Below are 17,566 nucleotides of genomic sequence, written 5' to 3' on the forward strand. Positions count from 1 at the left end.
GAGATGGAGGATAGTAAAAAAAAATAATGATCGCCGTCTCCAATCAAACAAAACTTCAAACTAAACCCAAAAAAATGCAATTATCCAATAATTTAGTAATAGGATTAGATTATGGTACAGATTCCGGAAGAGCAATTTTAATGGATGCAGAAACCGGAAAAGAATTAGCCTTATCAATCAAAGAATATCCAAGATGGAAAAAAGGATTATATTGTAATCCTATAAAGACCCAATTTAGACAACACCCTTTAGATTATCTCGAAGTTCTCGAATATATCGTTAAAGATGTTTTATATAAAGTGCCGGGAGCAGCCGCTCGCGTGAAAGCCATCAGTACGGATATGACCGGTTCAACACCGGTAGCGGTAAATAAAGAAGGTACCCCTTTGTCTCTGTTGCCGGAATTTGCCGAAAATCCTGATGCCATGTTTATTTTATGGAAAGATCACACAGGGCAAAAAGAAAATGAATATCTGAATGACTTTGCAAAAAAATGGCATATAGACTATACTAAGTCTGCCGGTTGTGGAGATTATTCCACAGAACACTTTTGGACCAAAGCTTTACATATATTTAAGATCCCCGAAATTAGACAAGCTGCCTATTCTTTCGTTGAGTCCAGTGATTGGCTGCCTGCCTTACTTTGTGGGTTATCTAAGCCGGAAGAAATAAAAAGAGGAATGGGTATAGCCGGATCTCGAGTGATGTGGAATAAAGAATGGGGAGGATATCCTCCCAATGAATTCTTTAAATCATTGGATCCGTCTTTAGATGGCTTAGTAGATACTTTTAACAAAGAAGCATATACTTGCGACCAAGTCGCGGGAACGATCACCAAAGAGTGGGCTAATAAATTAGGTCTTCCGGAACATGTACTTATTGCCGTTGGTAATTTGGATTGTCATGCAGGTGCAGTTGGTGCGGGAGTAAAAGATAAAGCAATGGTTGAGATTGTGGGAACTTCCACTTGTGCCATTACCGTAGGACCTAAGAGCTTAGGGAATAAATTAGTTCCGGGAATTCCTCAACAAGCAGATGACATTATTCTTCCCGGTATGGTAGGATTTGAAGCAGGTCAATCGGCTTTTGGAGATTTATATGCCTGGTTTAAGAGATTGCTAATGTGGCCTTTAGATAATATAATGCTAAAATCGAATATCGGAGATCCGGAGACACGGCAAAGTTTAAGAGATGAAGTATATGCTGAAATGATTCCTAATTTGGCCAGACAAGCGAAAATCATACCTCCCAAAGACAGTCAGATTGTATCTACCGATTGGATCAATGGCAGAAGATCTCCTAATGTAGATTACGAATTAAAAGGAACGATAACAGGAATAGCTTTATCCAGTGTAGCTCCTTTAGTTTATAAATCCTTAGTGGAAGCAACTGCTTACGGTGCTAAAAATATTATTGACCGATTTATTGACAACGGAATAAAACTTAAAGAAATTATTGCCGTTGGTGGAATATCTCAAAAATCACCATACGTAATGCAAGTCATGTCGGATGTTATCGGAATGCCTATTAAAGTTATTGCAACCCGTGAGGCATGTGCTTTGGGAGTAGCCATGTGTGCTGCTGTGGTTGCGGGAGTGTATAAAAATTTACCCGAAGCACAGAGCAAAATGGGAATGGAAATTTCAAATATCTATTATCCTAACCAAGAATATAATAAACATTACAATCAAGAATTTAATAAATATTTGAGTTTAGAAAATATAAAAGAGATCATATAAATTAGTTTTCAAGGGTATTGGAGCATCTGTCTCTGTGAACAGATAGAGACAGAACTCGCCCTTTTGAAAATTATATAAAAGAAGAATAATAATTTAATAATCAAATTTTTCACAATATTGCTCTGAATAATTGAAGTAAGTGTAATTAAAGCGTAAATTTGAAATCCAAAATTTTATAAAGTACAATGACTGATATTAAAACATTAAATAGAGCAGCAGACAATATTAGAATATTAGCTGCATCAATGGTAGAAAAAGCAAAATCAGGCCATCCGGGAGGAGCCATGGGGGGAGCTGATTTCATTAATATATTATATTCGGAGTTTTTGGAATATGATCCCAAAAATCCTAGATGGGAAGGGAGAGACCGATTTTTTATGGATCCGGGACATATGTCGCCCATGTTATATTCAGTTCTGGCACTGGCCGGAAAATACTCGATGGATGACCTTAAGAATTTTCGTCAATGGGGAAGTGTTACTCCGGGACATCCTGAGTTAGATGTTGAAAGAGGAGTTGAAAATACTTCCGGACCTTTAGGACAAGGTCATGCTTATGCCGTGGGAGCGGCAATAGCTGCAAAGTTTTTGAAAGCTCGATTAGGAAATTTCATGAATCAAACCATCTATGCCTTTATTTCTGACGGAGGAATACAAGAAGAAGTATCTCAAGGAGCAGGAAGGATAGCCGGACATTTAGGGTTGGATAATCTGATTATGTTTTATGATTCCAACGGAATACAACTTTCTACTCAAGTAAAAGAAGTTAATCAAGAAAATGTAGCTGCAAAATATGAAGCCTGGGGTTGGAAAGTAATTACTATAAAAGGAAATGATCCTTCAGAAATACGTAAAGCCTTACATGAAGCAAAAGCAGTTAACGACAGGCCTACTCTTATTATAGGAAATACTATTATGGGAAAAGGAGCAGTCGATGCTAATGGGCAATCCTTTGAAAATAAAGTATCCACACACGGTCAACCATTAGGGGAAGCCGGAGGTAGCTTAGCAAAAACCATTGAAAATTTAGGAGGTGATCCGAATAACCCATTTATAATTTTTCCTGAAGTTCAGTCATTATATGCAAATAGAGCCAAAGAATTAGAAGAAATAGTAAAAAATAAAAAAGAAATAAAAGAACAATGGGTAAAAGAAAATCCTGAATTAGCCGAAAAAATGGAAAAATGGTTTTCAGGTGCTGCACCAAATATCAATTGGTCTGAAATTACACAAAAACCCAATGCTGCTACAAGAGCAGCATCTTCAACGGTGTTGGAAACTTTAGCTAAACAAGTTGATAACATGATTGTATCTTCTGCCGACTTGTCAAATTCAGATAAAACGGATGGCTTCTTAAAGCATACCCGTCCATTTATCAAAAACGATTTTTCAGGTGCATTTTTACAAGCAGGGGTAGCTGAATTTACTATGGCTTGTTTATGTGTGGGAATGAGTCTTCATGGAGGAGTAATTCCTGCGTGTGCCACCTTTTTCGTTTTTTCTGATTATATGAAACCTGTAGTTAGGGTTGCTGCATTAATGGAACAGCCGGTTAAATTCATTTGGACGCACGATGCATTCAGAGTGGGAGAGGATGGACCCACTCATGAGCCTGTGGAGCAAGAAGCACAAATACGTTTAATGGAAAAACTGCAAAACCATAAAGGTAAAAATTCTATGTTAGTCTTAAGACCGGCTGATGTTCAAGAAACAACTGTTTCTTGGAAATTAGCAATGGAAAATACACATACTCCAACAGCTTTGATTTTGTCTAGACAAAATATTAAGGATTTACCGACTAAACAAGATCGATTTAATGAATCCTTACAAACTTCTAAGGGAGCTTACATAATACAGGAAGATGAGGGGTATGAAATAATATTACTGGCTTCCGGTTCAGAAGTTTCTACATTAGTGGAGGGGGCTGAATTACTAAAAAAAGACGGTATAAAAACAAGAGTTGTTTCTGTACCATCAGAAGGATTATTCAGATCACAACCTAAAGACTATCAAGAGTTGGTTTTACCTAAAAATAAAAAGAAATTCGGTTTAACTGCGGGACTTCCCGTTACTCTTGAAGGATTGGTCGGAGAAAATGGGAAAATCTGGGGAATGAATTCTTTTGGATATTCTGCTCCGGCTGCAGTTTTAGATCAAAAACTAGGTTTTACCCCTGAAAATGTGTATAAACAAGTGAAAGAAATTTTGGGTTAATTAGGTTATTGGTTACCTATGTTGTATTCATACTAACTCTATGAATTAAAGAAAGGAGAATTAAAATTTTAATTCTCCTTTTTTTATATAAAAAAAATCAGAGTAATTTATGTATACAGGTTAAATATTATATTTTAAGTATTATAATAGAACAAAATAAATTAAAATATATATTATAATAAAATAATTATCTTCTTTTTTACGTTATTATAATTATATTTATTTTTTAATTTTATTATCTTGATATGAAAAGATATATATTTTGAGTGCTTTTTATTGTTTTATGAATTTTAGAAATGATTTTATGTAAATATTTTTAATCAAGATATCAGCTATTTATGAAAAAATAATATTAATAAATAATCTAAAATTATAAAAAATGATTTTTAAAAAACGTTTATTATCCGGTATTCTTTCCGGGTTTATGCTAAGTAGTATTTTTTATTCATGTAGCAGTGATGATAATGCTGATTCAAATATTAATTTTTTTCGTCCCGTACGATTTCTTTATGAGTCAGATAAGGAAATATCTGCAAAGCCTACAGGTAATACGGGCGTGGATGAAAATGGTGTTCCACGTAAGGAATATGAAGTTATTATTCGTCGTTCCAATGAGTTTTCAACAGCGGATTTAATGAAAGAAGCTACTATTGAAAAAGCTATTTTATATCCCGGATCTTTACTTAGGGGAGAGTCCTTTATTAAAGGTAACTATGAGCCATTAAACCTAACGAATTCATATAATCCGGTTACATTATATCTTTCGATCAATGGGGTTAATGTTAGTATAAAAAAAGATGTTTTACCTAAAGGAGGTGAAGTCTCACAAACTCTGACCGAATTAAAAACAAATAATTCCGGTTATTTTCCTGATAATTATATTCCTGCTAATTACACATATGATAGTGAGCAAGTTACTACAGAAGAAAGTTTTAAGAAAATTATCAATTTACATGTAAAATCTAATTTTTCAACCCTTGTAAATTCCTCTTTTGATTATGATTATAATAACTCCGGTGTAAAGTCATCCAGCTATGTTTTAGTAAAACTAAAACAAACAGTTTACTCAGCAGGTATTGATGTCGCCAATTGGTCTAATTGGGTAGAAGGTAATATAAAAGGCTCGGAAGTTGGTTTGTATGAACCGGTATATATCAGCAACATAGATTATGGTAGGGTAGCTTATTTATTAATTGAGACTAATAAAACAGCGAAGGAAGCCGGTAAAATGGTAAAAGGTGCAGTTGATTACAAGATAGGAAATTTAACATCAGGAGAAAACTATATAAAAAATGAGGAATTAAGAAAACTATTTAATTCAAAAAAAATCAATGTCTCCGTGTTGGGGGGGGCTTCCAAAACAGTTACTACTTATGACGAATTTATTAATTATATGAATTTATATGGAAAAGATGCTATCATTTCTTCTTCCGCGCCAATCTCATATACCATTCGTCGTTTGAAAGATAATACAAAAGTTGAAATTGTGAACACTTACGAAGAAGTCAGAAAAGAGCTCCGATAAAAATAGTGCTTATCTATATCTAAATTTTAGCTTCAATACCTTTTCTGGTATTGAAGCTTAATGTTTTAATAAGGGAAATTGGCTTGTTATAAAATGAATATGTACTGTAATTACGTTTTGAATTTTGCTTAAGTATTATGCTTTAAATGTTATCCAAATGTCAGATGCGATATTAAAATTCTCTTTCTAATATAAATAATTTTAGGATTTAATATTTAGTAAATATATTAAATTAATTAGTATTTGTTGCGTTAATAGAACAAAAATATATTAATTTTAGTTAATTATAAAATAATAAATTAAATTTTACGTTAATAAAGTATTAATAAAAAAATCTAAACTATACTATGAAAAAATTAATACTGTTATTCTTGCTATATATTGGTATCAATTCCTGTAGCGATTCCGATGATAATAATTTAAATCAAACTATAGATCAAACTCTAATTGAAAATCCAACATTCTCATTAAAATTTGTCAGAACATCCCGTGGATCAACCATTAATAATCTTCAAGTTGGAGATTCACTTGTAATAGCTTATAAAATTACTGGTGTCACTATTAAATCGGATGAAGCACTTGCCATCATGCCTCAACTCGGAGGTCCTGTTTCGCATCAAATTTTAGGAGAAGATTATGATCTTTATTATAAAAATAAGAAGGTTGATAAAATTAATACGCTAGAAAAGCAAGGTAAATTTACCCTTTATATCAAAAAGGCAGGTAATTTTAGTCATGCCTATACTGCTTTTATTGTAAATACTGAAAACAATGAAATTCCTCATAAACTAATTTCAAAAAGTGATCTGTATTTTAATTCAGTGAGAATTGTTGCTTACAATTATGAAATCAGGCTTAGAAAATCATCGACATGGCAACATTCCTTGAGAGGAGTATTTCATAAACTTTATATTGACACAGGTAATGAAGAATACGATAAATATCTTGAGAATCTTACCTATAACGTATATTATAATTCGCGAAGTTTTGAGCAATCTAATTTTCGCAATAAACAGAATAGAGATTTTTATGAAGTACAAAGAGTGGAAGGAGGAAAAAATGCATATACGGTAAACACAATTGATAAAATTGTTTTCAAAAAAGAAGTAAATGGGGTAACCACCAATATCGAATACAAAAATATTCCCGTAGTTTTCTATGGAAGGAAAGATGATTGGGGAACAGAAGGAAATAATAATCTTTAATTATAATAATCTAAAACTATACAGAAATGACTTTGAAAAAAAATTTAGTATCCGTTCTGATTTTCGGATTTATCTTTGGTAGTGTGTTTAGCTCTTGCGGTAGCGACGATGATGCGGTTTCCGGTAATAGAGGTTTGCGTGAAGTGAAATTTCATTCCGAACCGGATATGGAAATCTCTACAAAATTTACTGGAAATACAAGTATAGATGCTGATGGTGTTCCTCGTAAAGAATACGAAATCGTTATGCGTCGGTACAACGAATTTTCGGTTGCAGATCTTATGAGTGAAGCAAATATTGAAAAAACAATCTTATATCCGGGAAGCATACTTAGAGGGGAATCGTTTTTAAATGGAAAGTATGATCCGGTAGTGCTTCATAATTCTTTTAATCCGGTTACTTTGTTTCTAACAATTAATGGATCTAACAGAGAAATTAAAAAAAATGTCATTCCTAAAGGTAGTGAGGTTTTTCAAGCATTGACGGACTTAACATTAGGTAACTCAGCCTTTTTCTCGTCTAAATATATTCCGGCAAATTATACGTATGAAAGTGAAAAAGTTACAACGGAGGAAAGTTTTAAAAAAACAATCAATCTACATGTAAAAGCAAGTTTTGCCGGTATAGCAAATTCCTCTTTTGATTATGATTATAATAAGTCAAATGTAAAATCATCCAGTTATATTTTGGTTAAGTTAAGACAGACCGTATATTCTGCAGGAATAGATCCGGTGCACTGGTCAAATTGGGTACAAGGTGATATTAGCGTTTTAGATAGCGGCCCTTACGAACCGGTATATATCAGCAGTATAGATTATGGTAGAGTGGCCTATTTGCTGATTGAAACTAAAAAGTCATCACAAGAAACCGGTAATATGGTTAAAGGGGCTGTAGACTTTAAAATTGGTAGAATTTCAGCTGGCGGGAATTATCAAAAGAATGAAGAATTTAAAAAGTTGTTTAATTCCAATAAAATAAAAGTTTCTGTGTTGGGTGGTCCTTCTAAAATAGTTACTAATTATGATCAATTCATGGATTATATGGAGCTATTTGGAGAAGAAAATGCAATTGCTTCATCTGCGCCTATTTCATACACCATCCGACGTTTAAAAGACAATACTCAAGTGGATATTGTAAATACATACGAAGAGGTTAAAAAAGAATACAGATAAATTAATTTATTCACATTTAAATTTAGCTTCAATACCCTAAACAGTATTGAAGCTAAAATTTTTATAAAAGCATTTTATCTAATTCAAATGAAAATTACCTATTTAAAAATTTTCTTCATTCTTCTTTAATCTATTTAATCTATTGATAATTATTTCACTAAAAAAGAAGCATATTGCTTAAAAGATATAACATAGATAAACCTCTATTTTTTTACATCTTTTCCGATAAATTATATAATTTAAAAACCTTTGTTAAATTTATAGCTAAAAATCATTTTAATAGATTTAAAATCCATATAAAAGAAATTTTATTGAAATTAAATTTATTATTAATTTAATTGATAAATTTTTTTATATTTGAAAACAAGATATAAATAATAAATATGATTAGGATTTATTACGATAATTTTAATAAATTGATTTAATTTATAGATTTAATTATATTAAATTAATGGTAATCTATGTTCCTTTACTTTAAATAATAACAAAATTGATAAAATATTGGATGTAAAGCTACAATATCTATAATATAAATACATAATACATATAAAATTATCTTTATTTTGTAACCAATTTTTTGAACTATATACACCATATGAAAATAAAAAAAATTACTCTCACATTGCTGACTTTGATGACCCTGTATGGATCATTAGAAGCACAAAATAGAACACAGGTAGAAAGACCCAAGTTAGTAGTTGGTATTATTGTAGACCAAATGCGATGGGATTACCTATATCGATTGTATGACAGATATGGAAATGCAGGTTTTAAAAGACTTTTAAATGAAGGATTTTCATTTGAGAATTGCATGGTAAATTATGTTCCTTCATTTACAGCCATAGGACACAGTACGGTTTATACAGGATCAGTTCCTTCTATTCATGGAATTGCAGGAAATGATTATATAGAGCAAAATAGCGGCAGGAGCATTTATTGCACAGAAGACTCCAAAGTGAAAGGGGTAGGATTAGATGATCCGGAAAACAAAGTAGGGAAAATGTCTCCGTATAATTTAAAAGTATCAACAGTTACCGATCAACTTAAATATGCTACCAATTCTAGATCAAAAGTAATAGGTATCTCTTTAAAAGACAGAGGAAGTATATTACCAGCAGGACATGCAGCGGATGCTGCCTATTGGTTTGATGCAAAAAGCGGAAGATGGATAACCAGTACCTACTATATGAAAGAATTACCGAAATGGTTAAAAGAATATAATTCTAAAAATATGCCGGAAAAATATTTAAGTAAAGATTGGAATCCAACGTATCCCATTTCAACTTACATACAAAGTCCGGATATCAAAATGCTGGGTAAATATGAAGTAGGATTTAAAGGATATGAAACTCCTTCTTTTCCAATGAAGACTTCCCAAATGATGAAAACATTAGGTGTAAGCTTGATTCAATACACACCCTATGGAAACACGACCACGACAGATATAGCTAAGTTGGCGATTGATCATGAGAATTTAGGAAATAACAAAACAGGAGATACCGATTTTTTAGCTATAAGTTATTCTTCTCCCGATAAAATGGCTCACCATTATTCAATCAATTCAATACTAACGGAGGATTCCTATATAAAATTGGATCAAGAATTAGCAGATTTGTTTAGCCATTTAGACAGTAAAGTAGGAAAAGGAAATTACCTGGTTTTTCTAAGTGCCGATCATGCAGGAATACCTAATGCAAATTTTATGAATGACAATAAAATGGCCGGTGCACTTCGAAGATTAACTCCTTATGAAAAGAAAATCAATGATTATTTGAAATCAAAATACGGAAGAGACGATTTAGTTAGAAGTTTTAATAACTATCAAGTAAATTTCAACTATACTGCAATTAAACAAGCCTCAATAAATTTAGAAGATATTAAACAAACCTGTATTGATTATCTTCAAACCCTGGAAGGGGTCTTATATGCCGTTGATATGAAAAAAGCATCTATAGCAACAGTTCCTCAATATATTAAAGAAAAAATCATTAACGGGTATAACAGAGAATATTCCGGAGAAATACAGATTATTTTAGATGGAGGATCTTATGATTTTGAATACTATGATCCAACCAAAGGAGGTACGCATGGTACTTGGGGACCGGATGATGCGCACATACCTTTTATTTTAATGGGCTGGAAAATTCCTCACGGAAGCACTACAGAAGAAGTTTATATGACAGATATTGCTCCTACCATATCTGCATTATTAAAAATACAAATGCCTAACGGTGCCATAGGTAAACCCGTTGATTACATAATGAAGTAATATTAATTAAGTTTATTTCCTCTGAATTAATTAAACAATCTAAAAATGTTCAGAGGAAATATTTTGAAGTTCTTGCAATTATGAATAGAAAAAATTTAATTGGTCTGTTATTTCTTATCGTTTTAGTTAGTTCTGTTAAAGCTCAAACACTCGAAATAAAAACAGGAACGAATACTGAGGATAATATAAAAATAACCATGGGAGGTCGAATAGCTTTTGACGGAGCTGTTTATTTTGATGATAAAACTCCATTGGGTAATGGAATGACTATATCTGATGTGCGATTAACCTCCAAAATGCGATATAAAAAATGGGATGCAAAAATAGATTTTGGTTTTTCAGATAAAAAAGTAAATACCAAAGACATCCATTTAATTTATAATATAAATGAAAACTCATGGGTTAAGTTGGGATATGCCGGAGAGCAACTCGGATTGGAAAACTGGGAAAGTTCTGCATGGCTTAAATTTATGACAGCGGCAGCTAGTTCACAAGTTTTTGGTTCGGGTCGACAGCTGGGTTTTACCTATGTTAAATGGAATAAAAGAATATATTATAGCGGTGGCTTTTATACAGATAGCGATGCAATAACCAACAGCAAAGAAGGAAATCAGGGATATGCTTTTGTAGGAAAATTTTCAGTTGATCCTGTCAGTACTAATGATAAATTAGTTCATATAGGAATATCGGGAGAATATAGAAACGGTAATCGTGATGGTTTGGATGATAATAAAAAAACCAAAAGGATTATGAGTTACTCCGGAAATTTAAATACAAATGTTGAAAAAAAGAAACCCTTAGACATAACCATCACTAACGTAAAAGATCAGTACAGATGGGTGACGGAATTATTAGCGACTGCCGGCCCTGCTTTTTTGCAAGGCGAATATTATTCGATTCATATCAATAGAAAAGCAAATAATCATTCGTATAACGCCGATGGTTTTTATGTGCAAACGGGTTTTTTAATACTTGGAGACAAAACCTATAAATATAATTTAGGAGACAGACGATTGAAAAAACCGGGAGATCATACTTTGGAAATGGCTATTAGATATGATTATACAGATCTTAATGACGGGATCTATAATACGGAAATTTTAAAAGGGGGGAGAATGAGTGATTTATCATTAGCGGTGAATTACTATCTCAATAAATACATAGGTTTTAAAATTAATTATTCCTACCTAAATTTAGGACCTTATAACAATTATGGAACCAATAAAGAAAACATTAACTTAATACAAGGAAGGGTTATGGTTGTGTTTTAAATGTTTCCTAAAAACTATCAGATAATGCTGTGATTGAATATATTGATATAATCATAACCTTGAAGGTTTCCAATATATTTAATATTAATTGAAACAAATCAATCTATAAATATATATACTTTAGATAAAATAGTATCAGTATAAAATAAAGTATAAAGCTAACTAGTAAATGCCACAAAAAAAAGCAATTACTATCATAATGAGAATGAATGAATTAAGCTTTATCCAACTTTATAAGTTGGCAATAATTATAGATTCTAAATCTTTTTCATTAAGTAATTGCTCTTTAAATAAAATTTTACTTCCATTCTTATAAAAAACGGTTGCAGGTATACTTCCTTCCCATAGTGGATCAATAGCAGGAATCCATTTATCCATATTTTCAGGATCATTTAGAAGATAAACTTCGGTTGAAATGGAATATTTACGTATAAACTTTTTAACAAATTCAATATTTTTAACAGGATTTAAATTTATTAAGATCATTTTATAACCGACGTTATCCTTAAACCTTTCATTTACTTTCATAAAGGAAGGAATTTCAACAACGCAAGGCATACACCATGTAGCCCAAAAGTTAACGACTAAAAATTTATCATTCTCTTTCTCAATAATATTTTCAAAATCTGAAAAAGTGATTACCTTAATATCCTTGATTATTTGAGTCGAGGTGGTAGGCTGGGCTTTACCAATAATCGTAAAAACTGGTAAAAATAAGCAGATATATATTTTTTTTATCATAAATTTATTAGAAAAGACGTAACATATCTTTTACAAATTTAATTATATCTGCATTCAGTACGTTACTTACTTATTCATTTCATCATATTGAGATTCATGAATAGGAAGAGACATGGGATTAGTTTCATCATAATAAATAGACAAAGAATCACCTATCTTACTTTTATCTTCAGGCATTTTCTTTATAATGGTTGAATGTAAATTACCTTTGTCATCTCTGTAAACGATATTCCAAACATTAATTTTTTTATTAGCAATGGATACACCGCTTTGTTCTCCGGTAATTTCTGCCTTAGCTTTTTTTGAAGCAGCAACATTCATTACATTTTCAGGTGCAATAATAGTTGCCGATTCTTTTTTGTTTAATTTTGAACAGCTGTAACAAGCTAATAGAATTAAAATAATAGTAAAATAACTGATTTTTTTCATTTTTTGTGATCATTTAATTATTCAATTTCAAAAGTTGTTCCTTCTTTTCCATCTTTAAGATTAATACCGGCTTCCGACAAACGATTACGAATCTCGTCAGAAAGAGCCCAGTCCTTCTCAAGTCTTGCTTTATTTCTTAAATCAATAAGAACTTTCATAGCTTGATCCAGTTTACCGGTATCTTTCATAGTGTCAGATAAAAGTTCCAATCCTAGAATATCATAGAAGAAAACATGAATGGCAGTATTTAACTTTTTTAAATCAGTAGCAGTTAGTGTTTCTTTTTTTAAATCTAAATTATTTATAAGTTTAACTATATCAAATAAATGTGAAATTAATACCGGAGTATTAAAATCATCGTTTAATGCTTCATAACAAGTATCAATCCATTCCTGAATGTTATAACTTGAAGTTTCAGAAGCAGCAATATGTGGGAGTTTTTCAATTGCGGAAGTTAAGCGGAAATATCCTTTTTCGGCAGCAATAATAGCATCGTTGGATAAATCTAAGACACTTCTATAATGAGCTTGTAAAAAGAAAAAACGAACAATGATCGGATGAAAAGGTTTTTCAATAAAACTATTTTCACCGCTAAATAATTCTTCAGGTAAAATGGTATTGCCCGTAGATTTACTCATTTTTTGTCCGTTTAAAGTAAGCATATTTGTATGAACCCAATAATTTACAGGTTCTTCACCAAAAGATCCTTTAGCTTGAGCGATTTCACATTCATGATGCGGAAATTTAAGATCCATACCCCCTCCATGAATATCAAACTTTTTACCTAAATATTTGGTACTCATTGCTGTACACTCCAAATGCCAACCCGGAAATCCGTTTCCCCAAGGAGAAGGCCATCTCATGATATGTTCAGGAGACGCATTTTTCCACAAAGCAAAATCTTGAGGATTCCTTTTTTCTCCTTGTCCGTCTAAATCACGAGTATTGGCAATCATATCTTCTATTTTTCTGCCGCTTAATTCACCGTAATTGCCTCCTTCTAAATCAAATTTATTTACATCGAAATAAACAGAGCCGTTAACTTCATAAGCCAGACCTTTATGCAATAGTTTCTTAATTAGCTCTATTTGCTCTACAATATGGCCGGTAGCTGTAGGCTCGATATCGGGAGGGAGCATATTAAATAGATCTAAAACCTTATGAAAATTAAGGGAATATTTTTGTACGACTTCCATGGGCTCTATTCTTTCCAGGCGAGCCCGCGTTGAAATTTTATCTTCAGAATTATCATCGGTAAGATGTCCGGCATCGGTAATATTACGAACGTATCTTACTTTATATCCTAAATGACGCAAGTATCTGTTGATAACATCAAAAGATAAAAAAGTTCGGCAATTACCCAAATGCACTTTGTTATATACTGTTGGACCGCACACATACATTCCTACAAAACCTTCATGCAAAGGGGTAAATACTTCTTTTTTACCGTGTAAAGAATTATATAATTTTATTTGATTGTTCAGATAGCTGCGCATATTTAAATTTTGAAATGGGAGTCAATACCAATATAATGTAAAAATTCTTTTCTTGTTGTAGGATTGTTTAAAAACAAGCCACTTAATTCAGCAGTAACCGTACTGCTTTCCGTATCTTGTATGCCTCTCGAATTAACACATAAATGTTTAGCGTCAATCACACAAGCAACATCATTAGTATTTAATACTTCTTTAATAGCTTCAACAATTTGTCTGGTGAGCCGTTCTTGAACTTGAGGCCTTCTTGAATAATAATTTACGATTCGGTTAATTTTAGACAGTCCGATAACTTTTCCATTTGAAAAGTAAGCAACGTGTGCCCTTCCGATTATAGGCAGGAAGTGATGTTCACAAGTTGAATAAACCGTAATATCTTTTTCAATCAGCATTTGACGATACTTGTAACTATTTTTGAAAGTAGACACTTCCGGTTTATTTTCGGGAAGAAGTCCTCCAAAAATCTCATTTACATACATTTTAGCAACCCGTTTAGGAGTATCTTTTAAACTATCATCATTCAAATCTAATCCAAGAATATGCATAATTTTAGTAAAATGCTCTTGAATCGCTTTTTGTTTCTCTTCAGGAGATAAAACAAAGGCATCCGATCGAATAGGAGTATATTCTGTATGTGTGAAATGGTCTAGTTCTTCGTCTTCTTTATTAAACATAATAAAAAACATCTAAATTTCTACAAAAATAAGTTTTTTTTAGTTGAAAACCATTACAATATTCAAAAGCAAATAATCATTTATAAAAGAATATTTTAAAATAAAATTGTATCTTCGCATAGAATTAATCTAAATAGTTAACTAGTTGTGAATATTTATCTTCAATATGCGTTTATAGCCTTAACTTTACTAGTAGCTGTCTGGTATTTGATTAAATTATTTAGGGAAACTTTTTTTTCCAAAAAGAAAAAATGTGGAGGAGGTGTCAATTGCAAATGCGGCAGAGAGTGATATTTGGAATAGAAATTGAAATTAGCTAATCAATCAAGTATAAAAAAAATGAAAGTAAAACATTTGGTAGGTGCAGTATCTAAAGATAAATCATTTATTTCCAAAATTCCTGTTTTATTTAGAATGTTAAGGGCTTCTCTAAAGGGACAATATAAACCGGGAATTAAAAATCTTTTTATTTTCACCTTTTTAATTATTTATGTGCTATCTCCCATTGACCTTATACCAGACTTTTTAGTAGGCATAGGTTTTCTTGATGATTTAACTATTGCCTTTTTTGCATTTTCCAAATTATTCAAAGAAGTTGATAAGTATGTAGCATGGGAAAAGCAAAAACGTAATACTATTGTCATTGAATAAAAATTCGAAAATTTTATGGTCTATAGTAGGGCCTACAGGAATAGGAAAGACGGCTTTATCTATTGAATTGGCTCAAAATTTAAAAACAGAGATAGTATCTTGTGACAGCAGACAATTCTACAAAGAATTAAAGATTGGAACTGCTGCTCCTTCATTCGAAGAATTATCTTTAGTTCCTCATCATTTTATAGGAAATTTAAGTATTGCTCAAGATTATTCAGTAGGCGATTTTGGAAAAGACGCTTTAAGAAAGATAAACGAGCTTTTTAATAAATATGATCAACTCATTATGGTAGGAGGGTCCGGTCTTTATGAAAAAGCGGTTAATGAAGGTTTAGATAATTTTCCCGATATAGATACTAAAGTCAGAGAAGATTTAATGGTTGAAATACAGGAAAAGGGACTATCCTATTTACAAGAAGAACTAAAAAAGAACGATCCCGAATATTATTCTCAAGTGGATTACAATAATCCGCAGCGAGTAATGAGAGCGTTGGAAATTTTTAGAGGAACCGGAAAACCTTACAGTTCATTTAGAAAAAATCTGGTAGAAAAAAGAAATTTTACATCCGTAAAAATCGGTTTAACAGCTTCTCGTGATCTTATTTACGATAGGATTAATAAACGAGTGGACTTAATGATGGAAAAAGGATTATTGGAGGAAGTTATTTCTTTGCAATCATATAGACATAAAAACGCGTTACAGACCGTTGGTTATAAAGAACTTTTTGACTATCTCGATGGAAATTCTTCCTTAGAATTTGCCGTAAATGAAATCAAAAAGAATTCACGCAGATATGCTAAAAGACAATTAACTTGGTATCGAAGAGATGAGTCAGTTAACTGGTTCGATTATCAGAGCACTCGGGAAATTGTAGATTTTGTTACGGAAAAGATTAGGTAATAATCATACGCTATCAAGTTTATAATAAATATAATTTTTAAGCAATAAAAAATCAGGATAGTTTCCTATCCTGATTTATAAGACGGAGTTCTAAATTAATTTTCTATTTTCTTAATTCTAATATTTTCTTAACCTCTTGGGATTTAATATTTTGATGTTCACCCAATTGCCAACCTCTTTTTTCTATTCGTTCAGAAATTCGGTTTATAGCTTCCTCTCCTAAATTATAATCAGAAAGTCTGGTTTTACAATTCATGCTATGGAAAAAGGATTCAACCGCACTAATAGTATCTTTGATCAATTCGTCGACAGAATCGGCTTGTAAAGAAAAAACCTCTCTTCCCAATCGAAGAATTTTATCTTTTTTCTCTTCTTTTAATACTTCCATTACTCCGGGAAGTACAATTGCCAGTGTTTGCGCATGATCTATTTCGTAGAAAGCGGTTAATTCATGTCCTATCATATGAGTAGACCAATCCTGTGGTACACCGCAAGCAATCCAACCATTTAAAGCCCAAGTTGAAGCCCACATCAGATTAGCTCGAACATCATAATTTTTAGGATCTTTTAAAGCTTTAGGTCCTTCAATGATTAAAGTCTTTAGAATGGATTCAGACATGAAATCTTGTAATAAACCGTTTACAGGATATGTTAGATATTGTTCAATAACATGCACAAAGGCATCGATAACCCCATTACTAGTTTGAACCGGAGGTAAACTATAGGTTACACTTGGATCTAATACAGAAAATTTTGGATAGACTATTGGTGAGCTGAAAGATAATTTTTCCTGGGTTTCATTTTTTGTAATGACAGAATAGGTATTCATTTCAGATCCGGTGGCAGAAATAGTCAAAATAGTACCAAAAGGAAGTGCTTTTTTTATAACCACATTAGGATCTGCAAGTATTCGCCAAGGATCTCCCTCATCGAAACAAGCTGCTGCAACAATAAATTTGGTTGCATCAATAACCGAACCGCCTCCCACAGCTAATACATATTCAATATTTTTCTGTTTAATAAATTCAACGGCACGCATACAAGTTTCATAGTGAGGATTCGGTTCAATGCCTGAAAATTCAAACCATTGGTACCCTTTTAATGCATTCGTTACTTGTTCATATACTCCATTTTTTTTGATGCTCCCTCCCCCATAGATGACTAATATGTTAGTTTGTAAAGGTATATCTTTAGTAATTTCGGAAATCATACCTTTTCCGAATAAAATTTTTACAGGATTTACAAAGGCAAAATTATTCATTATTTGATTTTTTAATAGG

The 17,566-nt window shown here is 32.0% G+C and carries 14 protein-coding genes; 9 read left to right on the forward strand and 5 right to left on the reverse strand.

Annotated features, from left to right (window positions below):
- The first annotated feature begins 26 nt into the window (after nt 1-26).
- The 7 genes from GFV00_RS09435 (at nt 27) to GFV00_RS09465 (ending at nt 11,394) form a co-directional block, all read left to right on the forward strand.
- Nucleotides 27-1,739 carry a ribulokinase gene (locus GFV00_RS09435; RefSeq protein WP_221411027.1) on the forward strand — a complete coding sequence of 571 codons (1,713 nt, stop codon included), beginning with the start codon at nt 27-29 and terminating at the stop codon, nt 1,737-1,739.
- Between the two features lie 185 nt (nt 1,740-1,924).
- Nucleotides 1,925-3,952: a transketolase gene (locus tag GFV00_RS09440; protein ID WP_160557873.1), complete on the forward strand. Its 2,028-nt coding sequence runs from the start codon at nt 1,925-1,927 to the stop codon at nt 3,950-3,952.
- 379 nt (nt 3,953-4,331) lie between these two features.
- Nucleotides 4,332-5,477: a thiol-activated cytolysin family protein gene (locus GFV00_RS09445; RefSeq protein WP_160557874.1), complete on the forward strand. Its 1,146-nt coding sequence runs from the start codon at nt 4,332-4,334 to the stop codon at nt 5,475-5,477.
- 347 nt (nt 5,478-5,824) lie between these two features.
- The gene (locus tag GFV00_RS09450; protein WP_160557875.1) at nt 5,825-6,682 is read left to right on the forward strand and encodes a hypothetical protein; all 858 of its coding nucleotides are present in this window, start codon (nt 5,825-5,827) and stop codon (nt 6,680-6,682) included.
- A 26-nt stretch (nt 6,683-6,708) separates the two neighbouring features.
- A complete protein-coding gene (locus GFV00_RS09455) occupies nt 6,709-7,854 on the forward strand; it encodes a thiol-activated cytolysin family protein (RefSeq protein ID WP_160557876.1) in 1,146 nt (381 codons plus the stop codon).
- 595 nt (nt 7,855-8,449) lie between these two features.
- Nucleotides 8,450-10,123: an alkaline phosphatase PafA gene (gene pafA / locus GFV00_RS09460; protein WP_160557877.1), complete on the forward strand. Its 1,674-nt coding sequence runs from the start codon at nt 8,450-8,452 to the stop codon at nt 10,121-10,123.
- Between the two features lie 80 nt (nt 10,124-10,203).
- On the forward strand, nt 10,204-11,394 hold the full coding sequence (locus tag GFV00_RS09465) for an OprO/OprP family phosphate-selective porin (protein WP_160557878.1): 1,191 nt from the start codon (nt 10,204-10,206) through the stop codon (nt 11,392-11,394).
- Nucleotides 11,395-11,625: 231 nt separating this feature from the next.
- Here GFV00_RS09465 and GFV00_RS09470 read toward each other — a convergent pair whose 3' ends face one another.
- The 4 genes from GFV00_RS09470 to folE form a co-directional block, all read right to left on the reverse strand.
- Nucleotides 11,626-12,135 carry a TlpA disulfide reductase family protein gene (locus tag GFV00_RS09470; protein ID WP_160557879.1) on the reverse strand — a complete coding sequence of 170 codons (510 nt, stop codon included), beginning with the start codon at nt 12,133-12,135 and terminating at the stop codon, nt 11,626-11,628.
- 66 nt (nt 12,136-12,201) lie between these two features.
- Nucleotides 12,202-12,564 carry a hypothetical protein gene (locus GFV00_RS09475; protein WP_160557880.1) on the reverse strand — a complete coding sequence of 121 codons (363 nt, stop codon included), beginning with the start codon at nt 12,562-12,564 and terminating at the stop codon, nt 12,202-12,204.
- A 17-nt stretch (nt 12,565-12,581) separates the two neighbouring features.
- Nucleotides 12,582-14,060 carry a cysteine--tRNA ligase gene (cysS, locus tag GFV00_RS09480; protein ID WP_160557881.1) on the reverse strand — a complete coding sequence of 493 codons (1,479 nt, stop codon included), beginning with the start codon at nt 14,058-14,060 and terminating at the stop codon, nt 12,582-12,584.
- A 2-nt stretch (nt 14,061-14,062) separates the two neighbouring features.
- Complete coding sequence (gene folE, locus GFV00_RS09485; protein WP_160557882.1) at nt 14,063-14,731, reverse strand: GTP cyclohydrolase I FolE; 669 nt, start codon at nt 14,729-14,731, stop codon at nt 14,063-14,065.
- A gap of 339 nt (nt 14,732-15,070) precedes the next feature.
- On the opposite strand from folE, the gene GFV00_RS09495 reads away from it, so the two are divergent.
- Nucleotides 15,071-15,382, forward strand: a complete 312-nt coding sequence (locus GFV00_RS09495) for a YkvA family protein (RefSeq protein ID WP_160557883.1) — start codon at nt 15,071-15,073, stop codon at nt 15,380-15,382.
- Complete coding sequence (gene miaA, locus GFV00_RS09500; protein WP_255448858.1) at nt 15,369-16,286, forward strand: tRNA (adenosine(37)-N6)-dimethylallyltransferase MiaA; 918 nt, start codon at nt 15,369-15,371, stop codon at nt 16,284-16,286. The genes GFV00_RS09495 and miaA overlap by 14 nt, the downstream gene beginning before the upstream one ends.
- 103 nt (nt 16,287-16,389) lie before the next feature.
- Here miaA and GFV00_RS09505 read toward each other — a convergent pair whose 3' ends face one another.
- Nucleotides 16,390-17,547 (reverse strand): iron-containing alcohol dehydrogenase, encoded by a 1,158-nt coding sequence (locus GFV00_RS09505; RefSeq protein WP_160557884.1) that lies wholly within the window; start codon nt 17,545-17,547, stop codon nt 16,390-16,392.
- Between the last annotated feature and the right edge of the window lie 19 nt (nt 17,548-17,566).

Source organism: Apibacter sp. B3935 (assembly GCF_009827705.1).
Classification (GTDB): Bacteria; Bacteroidota; Bacteroidia; order Flavobacteriales; family Weeksellaceae; genus Apibacter.